This is a genomic window from Macrococcus sp. GL_134 (assembly GCF_057834705.1).
The window spans coordinates 775,646-794,620 of sequence record NZ_CM174409.1 but is presented as its reverse complement, the minus strand read 5'-3'; the positions used below and the strand labels follow the sequence as shown (position 1 = coordinate 794,620).

The window sequence follows — 18,975 nt, the reverse complement described above, 5'->3', positions numbered from 1 at the left end:
TTAAGGAGATGCTTTAAATGCCAACAAGAGAACAATGGGAAGCGAAATTACATGAAAGCTTAATTTCGCAGGAACAATATGATCAGTTAACAGAAGAACAAAAAGAAGAAAGTTTCGGTTCCACTTTAGCATTTGGTACAGCTGGAATAAGAGGGAAAATCGGACTGGGACCTAATCGTCTGAATCGATTCACTGTTCAAAAAGTAGCATTGGGTCTAGCACAGTATTTAAATGAAGTGACTGAACAGGCCAAAGTAGTGATTGCTTATGACACACGTCATTTTTCTAAGGAGTTCTGTGATGAAATTGCTGTAGTGCTGGCTTCAAATGGTATTACCACTTATATTTATGACCGCTATCACACCACACCAGAACTGTCCTATTCAGTCCGTTATCTACAAGCGGATGCCGGCGTAATGATTACGGCGAGCCACAATCCTCCTGAATATAACGGGATTAAAATCTATGGCTCTGACGGCGGCCAGATGGCTCTTGAAGGCTCTCAAAAAGTCAGCAGCTATATTGATAACATTGAAGATGAGTTGAATATCGCTGTTAAGCCGTTAGATCAATTAAAAGCAGATGGATGGGTGCAAGAAGCACATGCTGACATCATCGAAAGCTACAAACAGCAGGTCATCGATCTGATTCAAGATATTCCATCATCAGACCTTAAAGTAGTCTTCTCAAGTCTGCACGGTACTAGTGTCCCAATCATCCCAGAACTTCTTGAGGCATTGAATTTCAATAACTTCAAGCTCGTTGATGCACAATGTATACCTGATCCAGATTTTTCTAGTGTGGCTTCAGCTAATCCTGAAGATCAAGCCGCATTTGATATGGCAGTCGAACTTGCTAAAAGTGAAGATGCTGATTTGTTGATTGCTACAGACCCAGATGCTGACAGAATGGGCGTTGTTGCAAAAGTAGGTCAAGATTTCCATTACTTTAACGGCAATCAGCTCGGTAGTCTGCTGCTTCTCTATCGTATCGAACAGACAGCAGGCATTGACAACCGTGCAGCTGTTAAATCCATTGTAACGAGTGAACTCGGCAAAGTGATTGCTGAAAAAAATAACGTTAAAATGTTTGATGTGTTGACCGGTTTTAAATTTATCGCTGAAAAAATTGCTGAGTTTGAAGAAAACAATGATTATCATTATATATTCGGCTATGAAGAAAGTTACGGTTACATGGCAAGTCCATTTGTCAGAGACAAAGATGCTGTTCAAATTGTCCCTCTCATCATTAAACTTGCAAGTGAACTGAAAAATCAAGGTCAGACGATCGTCGATAAAATGAACGACATATACGATACGTATGGCCGCTATCAAGAAAAACTATTTGCCCATACATTTGAAGGTCAGAGCGGCAAGCAAAAAATTGAAGGTATTATGGATCGTGCGCGTCGTGATACACCGACAGAACTAGCTGGATTAGAAATCATTGCTGTTGAAGATTATCTGTCTCAAGTTCGTAAAGATAAAAACGGGGAATCTCCTATCAATCTCCCTAAAGCAGATGTATTGAAGTTTTATTTTAAAGATGGCTGGATTGCCCTTCGACCTTCTGGTACAGAACCAAAAATTAAACTCTATGTTTCACTTGTCGCTGACAATATGGAAGAGACAGCCGAAAAAATCAATGCAGAGTTTTTCAATTAAATATAAATAAGGAGCTGTGGATGATTTCCACAGCTCCTTATTCTTTGATATTCAATGAACTGATGGCTTCTAAAAAGTGGTTCCACGGAATATATTGTGACACAGCCATGTAAATCACAATCAGTACGATAAATATCAAATTTAATTTAAAGACATCAATCGCAAATTTAAGATCTTCGTTATAAGTCATAAACAATCTGATGGGTATACTGATGATGATCAGAAAAGAAACAATATCCAGTTCATTGACATAGGGTGCGCTGAATATATTCAATAGAATCTGCACGATCCCTACAAAGCTGACTATTGTGAGATAACTGACCATATCTACAAAAACTTTGTAAATCGTATTCATCCGGTTAATCGACAGCAATTGAATAAAAAAAGTAAATAAGATGACGACAACTGTAAAAGTCCCTCGGACCAATAAATTTCTCAGTCCGTTTTCCCAGTTGAACTGCGAATGCAGCGTACTTCCTACAAAGAACAATATAATGCTGTAAATGAAGAAGTTCAATGCAGCAAATATAAAATAACGGCTGCTTCGTTCATCACTGACAATGATGTCTGGTTTAGAAATCGTATAGAATACATAGTTAATAAAAGTTTCTATCTTATAATCAAATTGTTTTACCGGTTTGACTACTTGTGCGTGAAGAGTAATCCGTCCATCACTTTTAGATTGAATCTGTCTTTTTACAGTAGGTATTTCATTTCTATTTTTAATAAAAGAATTAATATGATCCCATCTGTTGCCCATCCTATCACCTCAAACATTTAACCCATTTATTGTAGTATACAATAAATGGGCGCTTATGATTAGAGATTATTTCTGAAGTCTGTCACTATATGAATATCTTCGTCGTTCAATATATTCTTTTCTGCTGCCACTTGAACTAAAGTGTCAAAATCCGTCAATGTGCAGCATGAATAACCCGCCTGCTGAAGTCTGTCCTTACCTTTTTGCAGCTGGTAGCTGAAAATTGCGACGATACCGAGCACTTCAGCACCATGTGCCGTCAATGCATCACATGCATCGATGGCAGAACCTCCGGTAGAGATTAAATCTTCGACAACTACTACTTTTTGTCCGGCAGTTACATGACCTTCAATCTGATTACCTTTACCATGTTTTTTGCTGGAAGAACGCACATAACTCATCGGAAGATTCATCCTTTCTGAAACAAAGGCTGCATGGGGAATACCAGCTGTCGCTGTTCCAGCTATCACTTCGACTTCAGAATAATGGGTTTTAATCAGTTCTGTCAGACCATCTGCCACGGCTTTTCGGACTTCCGGATAAGACATAGTCAATCGATTATCACAGTATATGGGGCTCTTTATTCCGGAAGCCCATGTATAAGGCTCATCCGGGCTGAATGCTACAGCTCCGATATTCAATAAATGTCCTGCTATCTCTTCTTTTAACATATTGACTCCCACGCTTTCCTGATTGTTTTGTATTTCTTTACAGGTGCTGTATCTTGAGTAATAGAGCGGCCGACGACGATATGTGTAGAACCATTCTGACGGGCAAATTCAGGGGTGGCAATCCGTACTTGATCTCCGACTGCATCAGTCCCCATCCGTATACCTGGTGTCACTTTCAAAAATGATTCTCCTAACTGCTCTGTAATCAAACTACTTTCATTCGCTGAGCACACCACACCATCAAGTCCAGCTTCATGCGCAAGCGCTGCATAGTTCAATATGCTGTGATTAATAGTGGTCTGAATAAGCTGCTCTTTCTGCATCATGATTTCTGATGTACTTGTCAGCTGAGTCACAGCAATCAGTGATGCCTTACTACCTGACGCACGGAGTCCTTCCAACGCTGCAGTCATCATTGTACTTCCACCAGCAGCATGGACATTGGTCATCTGAATATCAAGTTGACCAAGACCATACATCGCCTGTTTCACTGTGTTAGGAATATCATGGAGCTTAAGATCAAGAAAAATATCATGCCCCATTGCTCTAATTTTTTTGATCAAATCAGGACCATTTTGTAAATATAGCTCCATTCCTACTTTGACGAACAATGTTTCATCAAATGGCTTTAAGAAATCTGTTACTTCCGTCATGTGCTTGAAATCAAGTGCAATAATGGGTTTCGTCATTTCTTCAAACCTACCGCACGAAGTGTACGCCCTTTCAATTCATGAATATGGTTGACACCTAACGATTCAAGTTGTGCAGGGAGTGCTTGTATAATTTCCTGGCATACTACTGGATTTTGAAAATTCGCTGTACCTACCGCTACTGCATCGGCACCCACTGAGATATAATCGATAACATCACCTACGTTTGTTACACCGCCCATTGCGATTATTGGTATATCCAGATGCTGTCTGACTTCATACACCATCCGCATTGCGACTGGTTTGATAGCCGGACCACTTAAACCACCGACAATATTCGCAACAATGGGACGGCCTGTTCGTTGATCTACCTGCAGTCCAACGAGCGTATTGATCATCGTCAAGCCGTCACAGTATGGTGCGACTGCTTTTGCCATATCAACGATATTCGTCACGTTCGGTGAGAGTTTTACATATACTGGTACTTGTGAAACTTGCTGCACCAGACTTGTGAGTCGGGCTGCAGTATCCGGATCCGTGCCGAATTGAATACCGCCTTCTTTGACGTTAGGACAGGAAATATTAAGTTCTAATGCGTGAACATTGGGAGCAGTCGATATTTGAGCGGCAACTTCTGCATAATCTTCTACCGTTGTGCCTGCAACATTGGCGATGATAGGAACATCATATTGCTCCAGCCACTTCAGTTCGTGTGCCATGATATGGTCAACCCCAGGATTCTGCAGACCGATAGCGTTGAGCATGCCGCTGGATGTTTCTGCGACACGCGGCGTCGGATTTCCAAATCGCTGTTCTTTAGTCGCTGCTTTGATCATTATGGCACCGAGCTGATTCAGATCCATAAACTGAGCATATTCCTGACCGAACGCAAAACATCCTGATGCCGGCATGACAGGATTTTTAAGATGAAGTCCTGGTAACTGTACGTCTAAGCTCATAATACGAGTGCCCCCTTCTCGAACACGGGTCCATCCGAACAGATTTTCACATATCCTTTCTCATTGTCAGCCTGGCAGACACATGCATAGCAGGCACCGATACCGCAGCCCATCCGCTCTTCAAGCGAGACATATCCCGGTGTATCAGGCAGAGCCGTTTCAATGGCTTTGATCATAACTATTGGCCCGCAGCTATAGAACGTGTCGTAAGTTTCCGGCAGCTGTTGAATGACATCAGTTACAAATCCAGTCGTTCCAAATGTACCATCGACAGTCGCTACATGTGTCTGACCAAGTTCACTGAACTGTTCGATATAGAACATATCCGCTGCTGATTGAAAACCGAGTACGTGGATTGTTTCGATACCTCTATGATTGAGCTGTTTCGATAATTCATAGAGTGGAGGGACGCCGATACCTCCTCCAATTAACAATGCACGTTTTTTCGCTGCACTGACTGGAAAGCCGTTACCTAACGGTGCAATAACATCGACATAATCACCTGGACGCGCTTCAGAAAGTGTCTTCGTCCCTTTCCCTTCAGCCCGGTACAGGCAGGTCAATGTTTCCTCTTCACGATTGACATTGCAAATAGATATCGGACGTCTTAACATAAATTCATTAGAATGGCCGATACGGATATGGACAAACTGCCCCGGCATTGTCATTGTTTTAGTCAACGGCCCTTGAAGTACCAGCTCGAATATATTTCTTGCTATAGACTGTTGACTGACGACTGTCATTTGTTCCTGCATGCTGATTCCTCCTACATTTGATTCATACTAAATGTCATGCTCTCAATCACGTCGATCAATGCTCTTGCTGTATCCAATGATGTCAAACAAGGAACGCCGTTATCGACGGATTCACGTCTGATCTGGAATCCATCACGTTCGAACTGCTTACCTTTTGTCATCGTGTTGATTACAATCTGAACATGCCCATCCTTAATGACATCAAGCAGATTCATTTCACTGCCGATTTTGCTGACTTCGACGACTGGAATATTATTTTCCTGCAGCAGAGCAGCAGTGCCAGTGGTAGCCATCATTCTATAACCTACATTATGCAGGCGTTTAGCAAGTTCAAGAGCTTCTTGTTTATCTTTATCGGCGACGGTTATCAGCGCTGTGCCGTGATCTTTAACCTGCAGCCCGCTCGCTACTAATCCTTTATACAATGCTTTTTCGAGTGTCGTGTCTTTCCCCATCACTTCACCCGTTGATTTCATTTCAGGCCCTAATGTAATATCAACATTTTTCAGCTTACTGAAACTGAAGACTGGTGCTTTGACGTAAACACCTTCTTTAAATGGGACTAATCCTTCATCATAGCCTTTTGCAGTCAGCTTCTCACCCAGAATGGCTTTCATGGCAAGATTCGCCATCGGTACTTCTGTAATCTTGCTCAAGAACGGGACCGTCCGACTTGACCGCGGATTGACTTCAAGTACGTAGACTTCATTATCGGCAATGACGAACTGGATGTTCAACAGACCGATGATTTCAAGTCCATGTGCAAGACGTGTCGTATAGTCAGCAAGCGTTGCAATCTGTTCTTCTGTCAGACTTTGAGGAGGATAGACCGCAATAGAGTCACCGGAATGGACACCCGCCCGTTCAATATGTTCCATAATGCCTGGGATGACGACTGTTTCACCGTCACAGATCGCATCAACTTCAATTTCTTTACCCGTCAAATATCTGTCAATCAATACAGGATGTTCAGGACTTGCTTTCACTGCCTGCGTCATGTAATTGATCAGTTCCTGCTCATCGTATACGATCTCCATCGCACGGCCACCGAGTACATATGACGGTCTGACTAGAACAGGATAACCGATATAATCAGCATTAGAAACCGCTTCTTCTACAGACGTTGCTGTTTTACCTAATGGCTGCGGAATGTCAATCTGCTGCATCAATGCTTCAAATTCTTTCCGGTCTTCAGCTTTATCCAGATTTTCAAGTGATGTTCCAAGGACTTTGACACCATATTTAGTTAATTTTTCAGCTAAATTAATCGCTGTCTGTCCACCGAACTGAACAACCACTCCTTCCGGCTGTTCAAGATTGATGATGTTCATCACATCTTCTTCTGTCAGTGGTTCAAAGTATAACTTGTCTGAGATTGAGAAGTCTGTCGAAACGGTCTCCGGGTTATTGTTAATAATGATTGCTTCATAACCCATCTCACGAATGGCCCATACAGCATGGACTGTCGCATAGTCAAACTCAACACCTTGGCCGATACGGATCGGACCGGAACCAAGTACAATGATTTTCTTTTTATCAGAAACGATAGATTCATTTTCTGTTTCATAAGTACCATAGAAATAAGGCGTAGAGGATTCAAATTCTGACGCACATGTATCAACCATCTTATAAACCGGTAGAATCTGATGCTGATGACGCAGGTCGTAAATGTCTCTTTCTTTCATCTGCCATCTATGCGCAATAACTCGGTCACTGAAGCCGTATTTTTTAGCCCAGATTAATCGGTCGATATCACCCGGATGCTCTTTTAAGTCGTGCTCAATATCGATGATATGCTGCATTTTGTTGAGGAAGAACAAGTCAATCTTCGTTAAATCATGAATCTGCTGCGGCGTAACGCCACGTCTCAATGCTTCACCGATGAAGAACAGCCGCTCATCATCCTGTGATTTAATTCGTTCTTCAATAAACTCAAGTTCAAATGCTTCACCATTTGGTAATCCTAAATGATGAACACCATATTCCAGTGAGCGAATCGCTTTCAGCAGCGATTCTTCGTATGTTCGACCGATAGCCATCACTTCTCCAGTTGCTTTCATTTGAGTTCCAAGGACGCGCTCTCCTTTCTCGAATTTATCAAACGGGAAACGTGGAATTTTTGAGACGACATAGTCAAGTGCAGGTTCAAAAGCAGCATAGCTTGTACCTGTTACCGGATTAAGCATTTCGTCAAGAGTCAGTCCCACCGCAATTTTAGCAGCCAGCTTCGCAATCGGATAACCGGTTGCCTTTGAAGCAAGGGCAGATGACCGTGATACGCGCGGATTGACTTCAATGATGTAATAGTTGAATGAATGCGGGTCAAGAGCAAGCTGGACGTTACATCCTCCTTCAATTTGGAGCGCTCTAATAATCTTCAGTGATACATCTCTCAGCATATGGTATTCCCGGTCTGACAGCGTCTGACTCGGGGCGACAACGATAGAGTCTCCTGTATGAATACCGACTGGATCGATATTTTCCATGTTGCACACGACAATGGCATTATCATTTGAATCACGCATGACTTCATATTCGATTTCCTTAAAGCCGGCTATTGATTTTTCAATCAGACATTGCGTCACGGGTGAGTATTTTAAGCCGTTAGTCACAATTTCAATCAGTTCTTTTCTGTTATGACATATACCGCCGCCAGTGCCTCCCATTGTGAATGCCGGACGGACAATAACGGGATAGCCGATGGATTCAGCAAAGTCAAGAGCTCCTTGAACATCCGTAACAATATCACTTTCAGGAACTGGTTCACCGAGCTCATTCATCAGACTGCGGAATAAGTCGCGGTCTTCAGCCTGTTCGATTGACGATAACTTTGTACCGAGTAGTGTCACATGATTTTCTTCGAGAATACCAGCTTCGTGCAGCTGAACAGCCATGTTCAGACCAGTTTGTCCACCGAGCGTCGGCAGCAGTGCGTCCGGCTGCTCTTTACGGATAATGCGTGCTACAAAATCCAGTGTCAGCGGTTCGATATATACTTTGTCAGCGATTTCAGTATCTGTCATGATGGTCGCTGGATTTGAATTGACAAGAATGACGCGATACCCCTCTTCTCTCAGTGCAAGACAGGCTTGAGTCCCTGCATAGTCAAATTCAGCTGCCTGACCTATGATGATCGGACCTGAGCCGATCACTAAAATGGTGTTAATATCGTCACGTTTAGGCATTTAAGACACTCCCTTTTTGTTCTTTCATCAATGCGATGAAGTCGTCAAATAAATAGTTTGGATCGTGTGGTCCTGGTGATGCTTCTGGGTGATACTGTACGGAAAAAGCAGGAAGGTGTGAATGTCTCAAGCCTTCGACTGTTCCATCATTCAACGCTGTATGAGTAATGACTAGTTCTGTAGCTTTGACGGATTCAGGATCAACGGCATAGCCATGGTTTTGAGAGGTAATTTCAATTTTGCCGGTAGCCAGATTTTTCACCGGATGATTAGCACCGCGATGACCGAACTTCATCTTGAATGTTTCAGCACCACATGCCAACGCAAACAGCTGGTGGCCGAGACAAATTCCGAAAAACGGTACTTTGCCAAGAATCCCTTTGATCATATTGATACCTGATTGGACATCTTCTGGATTACCTGGACCGTTCGACAGCATGACACCATCAGGACGTAGACGAATAATTTCTTCAGCAGTCGTATTGTAAGGCATGACTGTGACATCACAGCCGCGAAGATTAAGTTCTCGTACAATATTTTCCTTCTTGCCGAAGTCGATCAGTACGACTCTTAAATCATGGCCGGTTGAGACATAGGCCGTCTTAGTTGACACTTGCACCACTTCATCAGTAGGAAACACTTCCGTCTTCAATGATTCAATGATCGCAGGAATAGCCGCCTCCTCATTGACAAACGCTGCTTTCAACACACCATGTTCACGAATTTTTCTTGTCAGCTGACGTGTATCTACACCATCTATTCCAGGAATATCATAAGATGTCAATGTTTCGTCAAGCGATGCCATGTTTCTGAAGTTACTCGGCTGTTCGCACGCTTCTCTGACAACCATTCCTTTCAATGTCGGATTCAGAGTTTCAAAGTCATCTCTATTGATTCCGTAGTTTCCAATTAACGGATAAGTGAACGTAATGATCTGACCGGTATAAGAAGGATCTGACAACGTTTCCTGATAGCCGGTCATCGCCGTGTTAAAAACAATTTCACCTGTTATCTCTTTGTCGCTGCCAAATCTGTAACCTTTGAAAATAGTCCCGTCTTCTAAAACAAGAAATCTTTGTTTACGCATGTTGGTCCTCCTGATAAGCAATTTTTCCTTCTACTAAAGTCAATGTGATATTACCGTATACACGTTCACCGATAAATGGTGTATTTGAACTTTTGGACAAGAAATCTTCTGCTTTTATGACATATTCCTGCTCCAGATCAATCACTGTAATATCCGCAGGTTCTCCGACTTCTAGTCTACCGTACGGGAGATTGAACACATCACTCGGTTGAGTCGTCATATAGCCGATCAACTGCTCAAGAGTCCAGTCACCGTTTTTGACGAATCGTGTATAGAGCAATGGGAACGCTGTTTCACTCCCTACAATACCGAACGGTGCCTTCGTCATCGGCTGCGCCTTTTCATCCGCTGCATGAGGGGCATGGTCTGTGGCGATGAAGTCTATCGTGCCATCAAGCAATGCTGCTAGTAGCGCAGTCTGATCATCTTCACCTCTGAGGGGGGGATTCATTTTTAAGATTGCATCTTCTTCAGTGATAGCTGTTTCGTTGAGCAGCAGGTGGTGCGGTGTCACTTCAGCAGTCACTTTGATGCCCGCACGTTTCGCATCACGAATGACACGGACACTTTCTTTAGATGACACATGGCAGACATGGTAATGACAGCCTGTAGCTTCAGCAAGCAGTACATCGCGGGCAATCTGCACCGCTTCACAGACAGAAGGAATGCCTGGTATCCCTAACGATCTTGACACTTCACCTTCATGCATGGCACCGCCGTAGATCAGTGAATTATCCTCACAATGCGCAACGATGGCCATATCGAGCTGCGCTGCATGCTGCATCGCTTCGTACATGGTGCCCGCTGTCTGAACACCTACACCGTCATCAGTAAATGCAAATGCACCGTGGTTTTTCAATGATTTGAAGTCTACGAGCTGCTCTCCCAGCTGTCGTTCTGTAATAGAAGCATAGGGCAGTACGCGTACGACCGCATGATTGTTAATTGTGTCATTCAGACGGTCCAGATTCTCCACCGTATCAGGTACAGGTCTTGTATTCGGCATCGCGCATATAGTTGTAAATCCACCGCGCGCCGCTGCTTTTGTTCCTGTCTCAATCGTTTCTTTATGTTCACCACCTGGTTCTCTTAAATGAACATGGACATCGATGAAACCTGCAGAGACAAACTGCCCGTTCAAGTCGATGATGTCATCATTGAAAACGTTCAATCGTTCACCGATTTCAGTGATCTGACCATCTTCAATTCTAATGTCTTTTGTCACTAGTTCACCATTTTCCAGTACTTTACCGTTTCTTAGTAATGTCGCCATTATATCCACTCCTCAGTTATCAAGAATATGACTTAAAATACTCATCCGCGTATAGACACCGTTCTCCATCTGTCTAAAAATTCGAGACTGCTCTCTTTCTACCAGCTCACTAGCAATCTCTACACCGCGATTGACAGGTGCAGGATGCATGACAATGGCCTGTTCCTTCAAGTGGTGATAACGTTCAATCGTCAGCCCGTAGTTATTATGGTAGTCCGCCGGGTCAAATGATAATCCATCCTCGTGCCGTTCATGCTGTACACGCAACAGCATGCAGACATCGATCTCCTGAATGACATCATCGATTGACACGTAGTTACCTTGTAGTGATGGATCCTGCCAGCTGTCCGGAGCTGCAAACGATACATCAGCGCCGAGCTTCGTCAGTGCCATATAATTGCTCCGAGCAACACGAGAATTGAGTATATCACCTGAAATGAGCACCTTTAATCCGTTAAAAGTACCGTATTCCTCGTATATCGTCATTAAATCAAGCAGGCACTGCGAAGGATGCTGTCCACTGCCATCTCCACCGTTCACTACAGAGATATTCAGACCTTCCAGCTGCTTATAATAGTCATTAACTGGATGTCTGATAACCAGTACATCGACTCCTATACTTTCAAGCGTCTTACAAGTGTCATACAAACTTTCACCTTTAGTGACCGATGACGTCATCGTTTCAAATGGAATGACATCAAGACCTAATTGTCGTTCGGCCATTTCGAAGGAGCATTTTGTTCTAGTTGAGTTTTCAAAGAATAAATTAGCTGCATATCCCTTATACCGCATTTGTCTGCCTTGTTTGAATTCCAGTGCGCGTTCAATAATCGCCATTATGTCATGAGTTGATAAGTCACTCATAGAATGTAGATGATTCATCGTTATCTCCTTATTCATGAACTTTTGCTTCAGGTAGAATTAAGTTGAGGAGTATACCCGCAACTGCAGCGAGTGCCATCCCTTCAATATTCAGATGAATATTCTGGATAGTCAGATCTAAGTGCGCCTTACCAATTCCCAGCACTAAGATGACTGAAGCAATAATCAAATTTCTCTTGTCCCCAAAGTCAACTTTGGATTCAACAAGCATGCGCAGACCACTAGCAGCAATAATACCGAACAATAGAATTGATACTCCACCCATCACTGGTGTCGGGATACTTGAAACGAGTGCTGTAAATTTACCGACAAATCCTAGTATTAAAGCGAGGACAGCGGCACCGCCTATCACCCATACACTGTATATTCTAGTAATAGCGAGGACTCCGATGTTTTCACCGTATGTCGTACTTGGTGGTCCACCGATGATAGACGCAACCATCGTAGATACTCCATCACCGATTAAGCTGCGGTGTAGACCAGGATTTTTAAAGAAGTTACGGCCGACAATCTTATTGATAACGACTTGGTGACCGATATGTTCACTGACTGTCACTAACACGATAGGGAGCATGATTAAGATCAGCATCCAGTCGAATGTCGGCTCATAATCTTTGAAAGGCATATAAATGTCAGGCAGCTGCAGCCATTGTGCTTTGTTAATCCCACTGAAATCGACGACACCGAGCACTACAGCAGTCATATAACCGACGACGATTCCCATCAATACAGGAATTATCGAAAAGAATCCTTTGGCGAATACGTTAAAAGCAACAACAGTCAGCATGGTGACAGCAGCGATCAATAAATATTCCCCGCTGTAGCCGGTCATTGCAGAACTATCTTTGTACATTGCCATATTGACAGCGACCGGTGCAAGACCAAGTCCGATAACCATGATGATTGGCCCGACGACTACAGGAGGCAGAAGTTTAAGCAGCCAGTCTGTACCAGTCATCTTAATGACTATCCCAATCAAGACATAGAATAATCCGGACATAAAGAGTGCCATCAGCATTTCGCCTAAGTCATGAGTTTTCAGGCCGACAATAATCGGTGTAATAAAGGCAAAGCTTGATCCAAGATAGGCAGGTATCATTCCTTTAGTAATCAATAAATAGAGCAAGGTGCCAAGTCCTGATGCGATCAAAGCAGCTGATACTGGTAGACCTGTCAAATATGGCACAAGGACAGTGGCACCGAACATAGCGAATAAATGCTGAGAACTCAGTAGAAACCATTCACGCGCTTTCGGTTTATCATTGACATCGTAGACAGGTTCAACTGTCCGTTCATAGATTTCTTCATTTGTTGTCATTTTCTCTTCTCCTCATCAAAAAAAGTCTCTTTGCATACACAAAGAGACTTAAGTAGTTTTTACTTAATGACCCTTTGCCGGTATCTCGTACCGATTTAAAAGGATTTATTTAATATAGACTTGGGTTTTGTCATCTACTTCATCAAGCATGACGACGATTTCTTCAGTCAGTGCTGTCGGAATATTTTTACCGATGAAGTCCGCACGAATCGGCAGTTCACGATGGCCGCGGTCAACAAGTGTCGCAAGACTGATGCGCTTCGGTCGAACTTGATCAAGAATTGCATCAAGAGAAGCACGCACTGTGCGACCGGTGTACAGTACATCATCAACGATGACCACATGCTTATCATTCAAATCTGCAGCGATGTCGTAAGCAGGTACATTGAATGCGTCTTTGTCTACAATATCATCGCGATATGCTGTAACATCGAGTATGCCTGTCGGTATAACATCGCCTTCTATCTTAGCAATCTTCTGTTGAATGCGATTGGCAAGATAGACACCGCGTGTCCGAATACCTAGTAATACAAGATCTGTAGTGCCTTTGTTGTTTTCAAGTATTTCATGGGCAATTCGCGTCAGTGTTCTGTCAATTGCTTTGTCATCCAGAATCACTCTTTTTTCCATCATAACCTCCTAAAAAACCTCACGCCGAATAGACGTGAGGTTTCCCGCTCAACGCCTTTTAAGCCTCTCTGGACTTAGTTAAAAGCACGTGATTAAGTTATTCATATCGTACCATACCGCAAAGATTTGTCAATCATTTACCGATAATTACTTGCGAAGTTTTCGGATGAGTTCTTCAAACTCATCTGGAAGAGGTGCTGTGCGCTCGATATATTCACCGGTAACAGGATGCTCAAATCCGATGACACCTGCGTGCAGTGCCTGACCTCCGATGTCGAGCGTCTTTTTAGGGCCGTATTTAGGGTCTCCCACTAAAGGAAATCCAATGTGCTTCATATGCACGCGTATTTGATGCGTACGTCCGGTTTCCAGCTGACATTCCACAAGAGAATACTTATCAAATGTTTCTAATACATTGAAATGAGTCACTGCTTCTTTTCCGTTATCCTGCACAGCCATTTCCTGACGGTCTCTCGGATTACGGCCGATCGGTGCATCGATCGTACCGAATTCGTGAGGAATCACACCATGAACCAATGCTGTATATTTACGCGTCACGGTTTTATCAACCAGCTGATCGACTAACCCACGATGTGCAATATCATTTTTGGCGATCATCAATAAACCGGAAGTGTCTTTGTCAATCCGGTGGACAATTCCTGGACGAATTTCACCATTAATTCCTGATAAATCGTTGATCGCATACATTAATCCATTGACTAAAGTACCATTGGGATGGCCCGGTGCCGGATGGACAACCATGCCTTTTGGTTTATAGACGATCGCTACATCTTTGTCTTCGTAGTATATGTCAATGCCGAGATCTTCTGCTGCTAAATCAATTTCCTCCACAGGTTTCTCTGTTACAATAATTTCATCATTCAATCTTAATTTATAATTCGCTTTAACGACCTTACCGTTCACCTGGACAAGGTCATTTTTAATCCAGTCCTGAATCTGGTTACGCGACCAGTCAGTATTCATGTCAGTCAAATATTTATCAATACGCTGGCCGACCTCTTCTTCTAATATTTCAAATTGATATGTCTGCATTCTTTTTCTCCTTATTCTCATTCACTAAAATTTCATAGAGCAGTATAATGACACCTATCGTCAGACATGAGTCAGCGATATTAAAAATTGGAAAGTCATAGTTAATAATCTTTGTATCGATGAAATCAACGACACTTCCTCTGAACAGACGGTCAATAAAATTGCCTACTGCACCTGCGAAGACGAATGTCAGACCAAGCTGCATCACTGGTTTATGCGCCGCATCCTGCTTGTAGAAATATACAATCATGATTAACACTAACAGCGTAATGATATAGAACAATACCATCTGATTCTGCAGCATTCCCCACGCAGCACCATAGTTACGATGCGAGGTGATTTCCAGAAACTCTCCTATCACTGAAAAAGAGTCACCGATGGACATCGTTTTTACAATAATCCATTTTGACAGCTGATCCATTGCGATCAATATCATACTGAGCGGAATCATCAGTGTCAAATTGTACTTTTTATTCATGTTCTCACTCCAATCTCACCTATTTTATCATATTTCTTAATAACCGTCTTAATTTTTAAGTTAACATAATATTATTACTTTATATAAGTGCTAATTAAAAATGCTGGAACAACATAGTTCCAGCATTTTTGATCTATCTATTCAGCTGTTAATACACTTTGACAGCGCGGGCACAGTTTATCATCATTGATTGCTGTTGAGTAATTCCAGCAGCGTTCACATTTTTCACCATCTGCTTTTGTCACTGCAACATTCGTCAGTTCGTAGTCTTTACCGGCTTTTGACGTCACTACTTCAGCCTGCGACGTAATGAACAGCTGGTTCAAGTTTTCAAACGATTCAAGCAATGCTTGATCTTCCGCATTGTCAGTGAAAATCTGAACTTTTGCCTCCAATGATTTACCGATTACTTTTGCATGACGAGCTTCTTCAAGTGCTTTCAGGACGTCATCACGTAACGTAAGGAACCTCTCCCATTTATCCAGCAGCACTGTATCGACTTCTGTCACTTCAGGCATGTCTGTCAAATGAACACTATCTTCTTTGACGTGTGGTGTATGAGCCCATACTTCATCAGCTGTATGCGGGATAATTGGGGCCAATACTTTATTCAATGATGTCAACACTTCATATAGTACCGTCTGCATGCTGCGACGGACATGTGAATTCTGTGCTTCAATGTATAAAATATCTTTACCGTAATCCAGGTAGAAATTGCTGAGTTCTACATTGATGAAGTTCTGCAGTTCCTGGTAGATAAACAAGTAATCATTGTTGTCGTAATAGTGATGCGCCTGATTGATGAATGTATGCAGACGGTTCAGCATATATTGATCGACTTCTGCTAATTCTTCGTAAGGCACTGTATCTGTCTCAGGGTTGAAATCAGTCACATTTCCTAACAGGAATCGGAAGGTATTACGGATTTTACGATATACTTCTGACACTTGTTTCAAAATATCGTCAGAGATACGGACGTCAGCCAGATAATCGACTGACATGACCCACAGACGGATAATATCTGCGCCCATTTGTTTGACTACTTTGTCAGGCAGAACAGTGTTACCTAATGATTTACTCATCTTACGACCTTCACCATCCATCACAAATCCATGGGAGAGCAGTTTTTTGTACGGTGATTGGCCGCGTGTTGCTACTGCTGTTGTAATAGATGAATTGAACCAGCCGCGATACTGGTCAGAGCCTTCAAAATAAAGGTCTGCCGGGAATGACAGTTCAGGACGGGTCTCTAATACCCCGCGGTGTGATGAACCAGAGTCGAACCAGACATCCATAATATCTGTTTCTTTCGTAAATTCACCGTTTGGACTGCTTGGATGTGTGTATCCTTCTGGCAGCAGTTCTTTAGCTTCTCTTTCATACCATACATTGGAACCGAATTCTTCAAATAGCTGAGCGACATGTTCAATAGTTTCTTCTTCCATGATGATGTCACCATTCTCTGCATAGAAGACCGGCAATGGAACACCCCATGCCCGTTGACGGGAGATCACCCAGTCACCACGGTCACGAATCATATTGTAAATACGTGTTTTACCCCAGTCAACTTTGAACTCAGTCTGTTCAATTGCTTCAAGTATATCTTGACGTACTTGATTGATAGATGCGAACCACTGCGGGGTTGCACGGAAAATCACTGGTTTTTTCGTACGCCAGTCATGTGGATAAGAATGACTAAAGAATTCCAGTTTCAGCAGTGCACCTACTGATTCAAGTTTCTCTGTGATCACTTTATTGGCTTTATCATAGAATAAGCCTTCGAATTCTCCTGCTTCTTCTGTAAATACCCCTTTGTCGTCCAGTGGAGAAATCACTGGAAGATCATATTTCTGTCCGACGATAAAGTCATCTTCACCATGTCCAGGGGCAGTATGGACACATCCCGTACCAGCGTCTGTTGTTACATGATCACCGAGAATGACTAATGAGTCACGTTCAAGGAAAGGATGCTGTGTCGTTATGTGTTCAAGTTCAGCACCCTTGAATGATTTCTGAAGGGTTACACTGTCTTTATTCCAGCCCACTGCTTCACAGACATCGTCTAATAATGCCTGTGCGACAATGAATGAGCCACCATCAACCGCTACTTGAACATATTCAAGGTCAGCGTTAACAGCAATCGCTACGTTAGCCGGCAGTGTCCATGGTGTTGTCGTCCAGATGACAAACTTAACATCATCATCTACAAGCCCTTTACCATCTTTTGTTTTAAAAGCAACATAGATGGAAGGAGACACTTTGTCTTGATATTCAATTTCTGCTTCTGCTAATGATGATTCACTAGAAGGAGACCAGTACACAGGTTTCTTCCCTTTATAGATATACCCTTTTTTCGCCATATCTCCGAACAGACGAATTTGCTGAGCCTCAAACGACTCGTTTAAAGTGATGTATGGATTTTTCCAGTCTCCATTGACACCAAGACGCTTGAAATCTGCTTTTTGCATGTCAATCTGCTGGAGTGCAAACTGTTTGCATAGTTCACGGAATTCAGCGACACTCATCTCTTTACGGTTGACCCCTTTTTTAGTGAGTGCCTGTTCAATCGGCAGACCGTGTGTATCCCAGCCCGGAACATACGGTGTATAGTAACCAGTCATTGCCTTATGGCGGTTAATAAAATCTTTGATGACTTTGTTAAGTGCATGTCCCATATGAATCTGACCGTTTGCATACGGAGGGCCATCATGAAGAATATAAGAAGGTTTCCCTTCATTTTTTTTTAGTATTCGGTCGTATAAGTCCTGCTTTTCCCATTCTGCTTGAATTTGAGGTTCTTTGTTCGGCAGACCGCCGCGCATCGGGAAAGCAGTTTTCGGCATTAATAACGTGTCTTTGTAGTCCATAATTTCATCTCCATTGATTTTTTTGATATAAAAAAACTCCAAACTAATAGACAAGGACGAATCGCTCCGCGGTACCACCTTGTTTAACTCAGCTTAGAGTTCACTTCATTCATTATTGAATTGAACAGCAGATTGATGCATTTATAGATCTGTATGCTGAACTCACACTATCTTCAGCTCGCTTTAATACCATTCATCTATAAAACGGTTCTGCTATTTAACTATTACTCTGATTCTACATCATTTGACGGTGCTTGTTCAATAGGTTTTGTTTCAAGATCGTAATTTAATAAGTAATCCCAGTCTTCATTTTTCAGTAAATCCAGCTGTGCTTCAACCAGCATGCTGAACCGTGCTCTGAAAATCTTGGATTGGCGTTTCATGTCTTCGGTCTGAAAACTAATTTCACGAGCTTTCTGCATCGCATCATTGACGATTTGATCAGCATGGTTCTGGGCATCTTTGATAATGACATCCGCCTGCATACCAGCCGCTGCTTTAATTTCATCTCCAGCGCGCTGTGCTACGACCAGCGCCTCACCGATTGTATTCTCAACAGCACGGAAACGATTGATATTTTCATCCTTATCATCGATCATACGCTGCAGCATCGCTTTTTCTTCGCGTTGCTTCTCCAGTTCATTGCTTAATTCACGCAAATAATCTCTTACTTCATTTTCATTGAGTCCTTTGTGGACAATATTGAACTGCTTTAATTCAATATCTCGTGGAGAATACTCCAT

16 protein-coding genes are annotated in these 18,975 nt (G+C 42.6%); 1 reads left to right on the top strand and 15 read right to left on the bottom strand.

The window, feature by feature from the left end; translation table 11 throughout:
* Positions 1-17: 17 nt before the first annotated feature.
* Positions 18-1,664 carry a phospho-sugar mutase gene (locus tag AC3IPL_RS04165; protein ID WP_489241966.1) on the top strand — a complete coding sequence of 549 codons (1,647 nt, stop codon included), beginning with the start codon at positions 18-20 and terminating at the stop codon, positions 1,662-1,664.
* 37 nt (positions 1,665-1,701) lie between these two features.
* Here AC3IPL_RS04165 and AC3IPL_RS04160 read toward each other — a convergent pair whose 3' ends face one another.
* From AC3IPL_RS04160 to AC3IPL_RS04090, 15 genes are all read right to left on the bottom strand, one after another.
* Positions 1,702-2,424, bottom strand: a complete 723-nt coding sequence (locus AC3IPL_RS04160) for a hypothetical protein (RefSeq protein ID WP_489241965.1) — start codon at positions 2,422-2,424, stop codon at positions 1,702-1,704.
* Between the two features lie 59 nt (positions 2,425-2,483).
* Positions 2,484-3,095, bottom strand: a complete 612-nt coding sequence (gene pyrE, locus AC3IPL_RS04155; protein WP_489241964.1) for an orotate phosphoribosyltransferase — start codon at positions 3,093-3,095, stop codon at positions 2,484-2,486.
* Positions 3,089-3,784: an orotidine-5'-phosphate decarboxylase gene (gene pyrF / locus AC3IPL_RS04150; RefSeq protein ID WP_489241962.1), complete on the bottom strand. Its 696-nt coding sequence runs from the start codon at positions 3,782-3,784 to the stop codon at positions 3,089-3,091. The genes pyrE and pyrF overlap by 7 nt, the downstream gene beginning before the upstream one ends.
* On the bottom strand, positions 3,781-4,704 hold the full coding sequence (locus tag AC3IPL_RS04145) for a dihydroorotate dehydrogenase (RefSeq protein ID WP_489241960.1): 924 nt from the start codon (positions 4,702-4,704) through the stop codon (positions 3,781-3,783). The genes pyrF and AC3IPL_RS04145 overlap by 4 nt, the downstream gene beginning before the upstream one ends.
* A complete protein-coding gene (locus AC3IPL_RS04140) occupies positions 4,701-5,459 on the bottom strand; it encodes a dihydroorotate dehydrogenase electron transfer subunit (protein ID WP_489241958.1) in 759 nt (252 codons plus the stop codon). The genes AC3IPL_RS04145 and AC3IPL_RS04140 overlap by 4 nt, the downstream gene beginning before the upstream one ends.
* Positions 5,460-5,470: 11 nt before the next feature.
* Positions 5,471-8,644, bottom strand: coding sequence for a carbamoyl-phosphate synthase large subunit (gene carB / locus AC3IPL_RS04135; RefSeq protein WP_489241957.1), 3,174 nt, complete (start codon positions 8,642-8,644; stop codon positions 5,471-5,473).
* Entirely contained in the window at positions 8,637-9,731 is a 1,095-nt protein-coding gene (locus AC3IPL_RS04130) for a carbamoyl phosphate synthase small subunit (protein WP_489241956.1), read from the bottom strand. Before AC3IPL_RS04130 ends, carB begins: the two co-directional genes overlap by 8 nt.
* The gene (gene pyrC, locus AC3IPL_RS04125) at positions 9,724-11,004 is read right to left on the bottom strand and encodes a dihydroorotase (protein ID WP_489241954.1); all 1,281 of its coding nucleotides are present in this window, start codon (positions 11,002-11,004) and stop codon (positions 9,724-9,726) included. The genes AC3IPL_RS04130 and pyrC overlap by 8 nt, the downstream gene beginning before the upstream one ends.
* Positions 11,005-11,016: 12 nt before the next feature.
* Positions 11,017-11,886: an aspartate carbamoyltransferase catalytic subunit gene (locus AC3IPL_RS04120; protein WP_489241952.1), complete on the bottom strand. Its 870-nt coding sequence runs from the start codon at positions 11,884-11,886 to the stop codon at positions 11,017-11,019.
* Positions 11,887-11,896: 10 nt separating this feature from the next.
* A complete protein-coding gene (locus tag AC3IPL_RS04115) occupies positions 11,897-13,204 on the bottom strand; it encodes a uracil-xanthine permease family protein (protein WP_489241951.1) in 1,308 nt (435 codons plus the stop codon).
* 105 nt (positions 13,205-13,309) lie between these two features.
* Positions 13,310-13,834, bottom strand: coding sequence for a bifunctional pyr operon transcriptional regulator/uracil phosphoribosyltransferase PyrR (pyrR, locus tag AC3IPL_RS04110; RefSeq protein ID WP_489242263.1), 525 nt, complete (start codon positions 13,832-13,834; stop codon positions 13,310-13,312).
* 147 nt (positions 13,835-13,981) lie between these two features.
* Positions 13,982-14,887, bottom strand: coding sequence for an RluA family pseudouridine synthase (locus tag AC3IPL_RS04105; RefSeq protein WP_489241949.1), 906 nt, complete (start codon positions 14,885-14,887; stop codon positions 13,982-13,984).
* Positions 14,868-15,365, bottom strand: coding sequence for a signal peptidase II (lspA, locus tag AC3IPL_RS04100; protein WP_489241948.1), 498 nt, complete (start codon positions 15,363-15,365; stop codon positions 14,868-14,870). Before lspA ends, AC3IPL_RS04105 begins: the two co-directional genes overlap by 20 nt.
* A gap of 137 nt (positions 15,366-15,502) precedes the next feature.
* Positions 15,503-18,232 carry an isoleucine--tRNA ligase gene (ileS, locus tag AC3IPL_RS04095; protein ID WP_489241946.1) on the bottom strand — a complete coding sequence of 910 codons (2,730 nt, stop codon included), beginning with the start codon at positions 18,230-18,232 and terminating at the stop codon, positions 15,503-15,505.
* 224 nt (positions 18,233-18,456) lie between these two features.
* Positions 18,457-18,975 carry a DivIVA domain-containing protein gene (locus AC3IPL_RS04090; RefSeq protein WP_489241944.1) on the bottom strand — a complete coding sequence of 173 codons (519 nt, stop codon included), beginning with the start codon at positions 18,973-18,975 and terminating at the stop codon, positions 18,457-18,459.

What these genes read in the sequence shown, in the direction of transcription:
- AC3IPL_RS04165 (WP_489241966.1), top strand. Translation starts at nt 18, where the DNA reads ATGCCAACAAGAGAACAATGGGAAGCGAAATTACATGAAAGCTTAATT.
- AC3IPL_RS04160 (WP_489241965.1), bottom strand. Translation starts at nt 2,424, where the DNA reads ATGGGCAACAGATGGGATCATATTAATTCTTTTATTAAAAATAGAAAT.
- pyrE (WP_489241964.1), bottom strand. Translation starts at nt 3,095, where the DNA reads ATGTTAAAAGAAGAGATAGCAGGACATTTATTGAATATCGGAGCTGTA.
- pyrF (WP_489241962.1), bottom strand. Translation starts at nt 3,784, where the DNA reads ATGACGAAACCCATTATTGCACTTGATTTCAAGCACATGACGGAAGTA.
- AC3IPL_RS04145 (WP_489241960.1), bottom strand. Translation starts at nt 4,704, where the DNA reads ATGAGCTTAGACGTACAGTTACCAGGACTTCATCTTAAAAATCCTGTC.
- AC3IPL_RS04140 (WP_489241958.1), bottom strand. Translation starts at nt 5,459, where the DNA reads ATGCAGGAACAAATGACAGTCGTCAGTCAACAGTCTATAGCAAGAAAT.
- carB (WP_489241957.1), bottom strand. Translation starts at nt 8,644, where the DNA reads ATGCCTAAACGTGACGATATTAACACCATTTTAGTGATCGGCTCAGGT.
- AC3IPL_RS04130 (WP_489241956.1), bottom strand. Translation starts at nt 9,731, where the DNA reads ATGCGTAAACAAAGATTTCTTGTTTTAGAAGACGGGACTATTTTCAAA.
- pyrC (WP_489241954.1), bottom strand. Translation starts at nt 11,004, where the DNA reads ATGGCGACATTACTAAGAAACGGTAAAGTACTGGAAAATGGTGAACTA.
- AC3IPL_RS04120 (WP_489241952.1), bottom strand. Translation starts at nt 11,886, where the DNA reads ATGAATCATCTACATTCTATGAGTGACTTATCAACTCATGACATAATG.
- AC3IPL_RS04115 (WP_489241951.1), bottom strand. Translation starts at nt 13,204, where the DNA reads ATGACAACAAATGAAGAAATCTATGAACGGACAGTTGAACCTGTCTAC.
- pyrR (WP_489242263.1), bottom strand. Translation starts at nt 13,834, where the DNA reads ATGGAAAAAAGAGTGATTCTGGATGACAAAGCAATTGACAGAACACTG.
- AC3IPL_RS04105 (WP_489241949.1), bottom strand. Translation starts at nt 14,887, where the DNA reads ATGCAGACATATCAATTTGAAATATTAGAAGAAGAGGTCGGCCAGCGT.
- lspA (WP_489241948.1), bottom strand. Translation starts at nt 15,365, where the DNA reads ATGAATAAAAAGTACAATTTGACACTGATGATTCCGCTCAGTATGATA.
- ileS (WP_489241946.1), bottom strand. Translation starts at nt 18,232, where the DNA reads ATGGACTACAAAGACACGTTATTAATGCCGAAAACTGCTTTCCCGATG.
- AC3IPL_RS04090 (WP_489241944.1), bottom strand. Translation starts at nt 18,975, where the DNA reads ATGGAGTATTCTCCACGAGATATTGAATTAAAGCAGTTCAATATTGTC.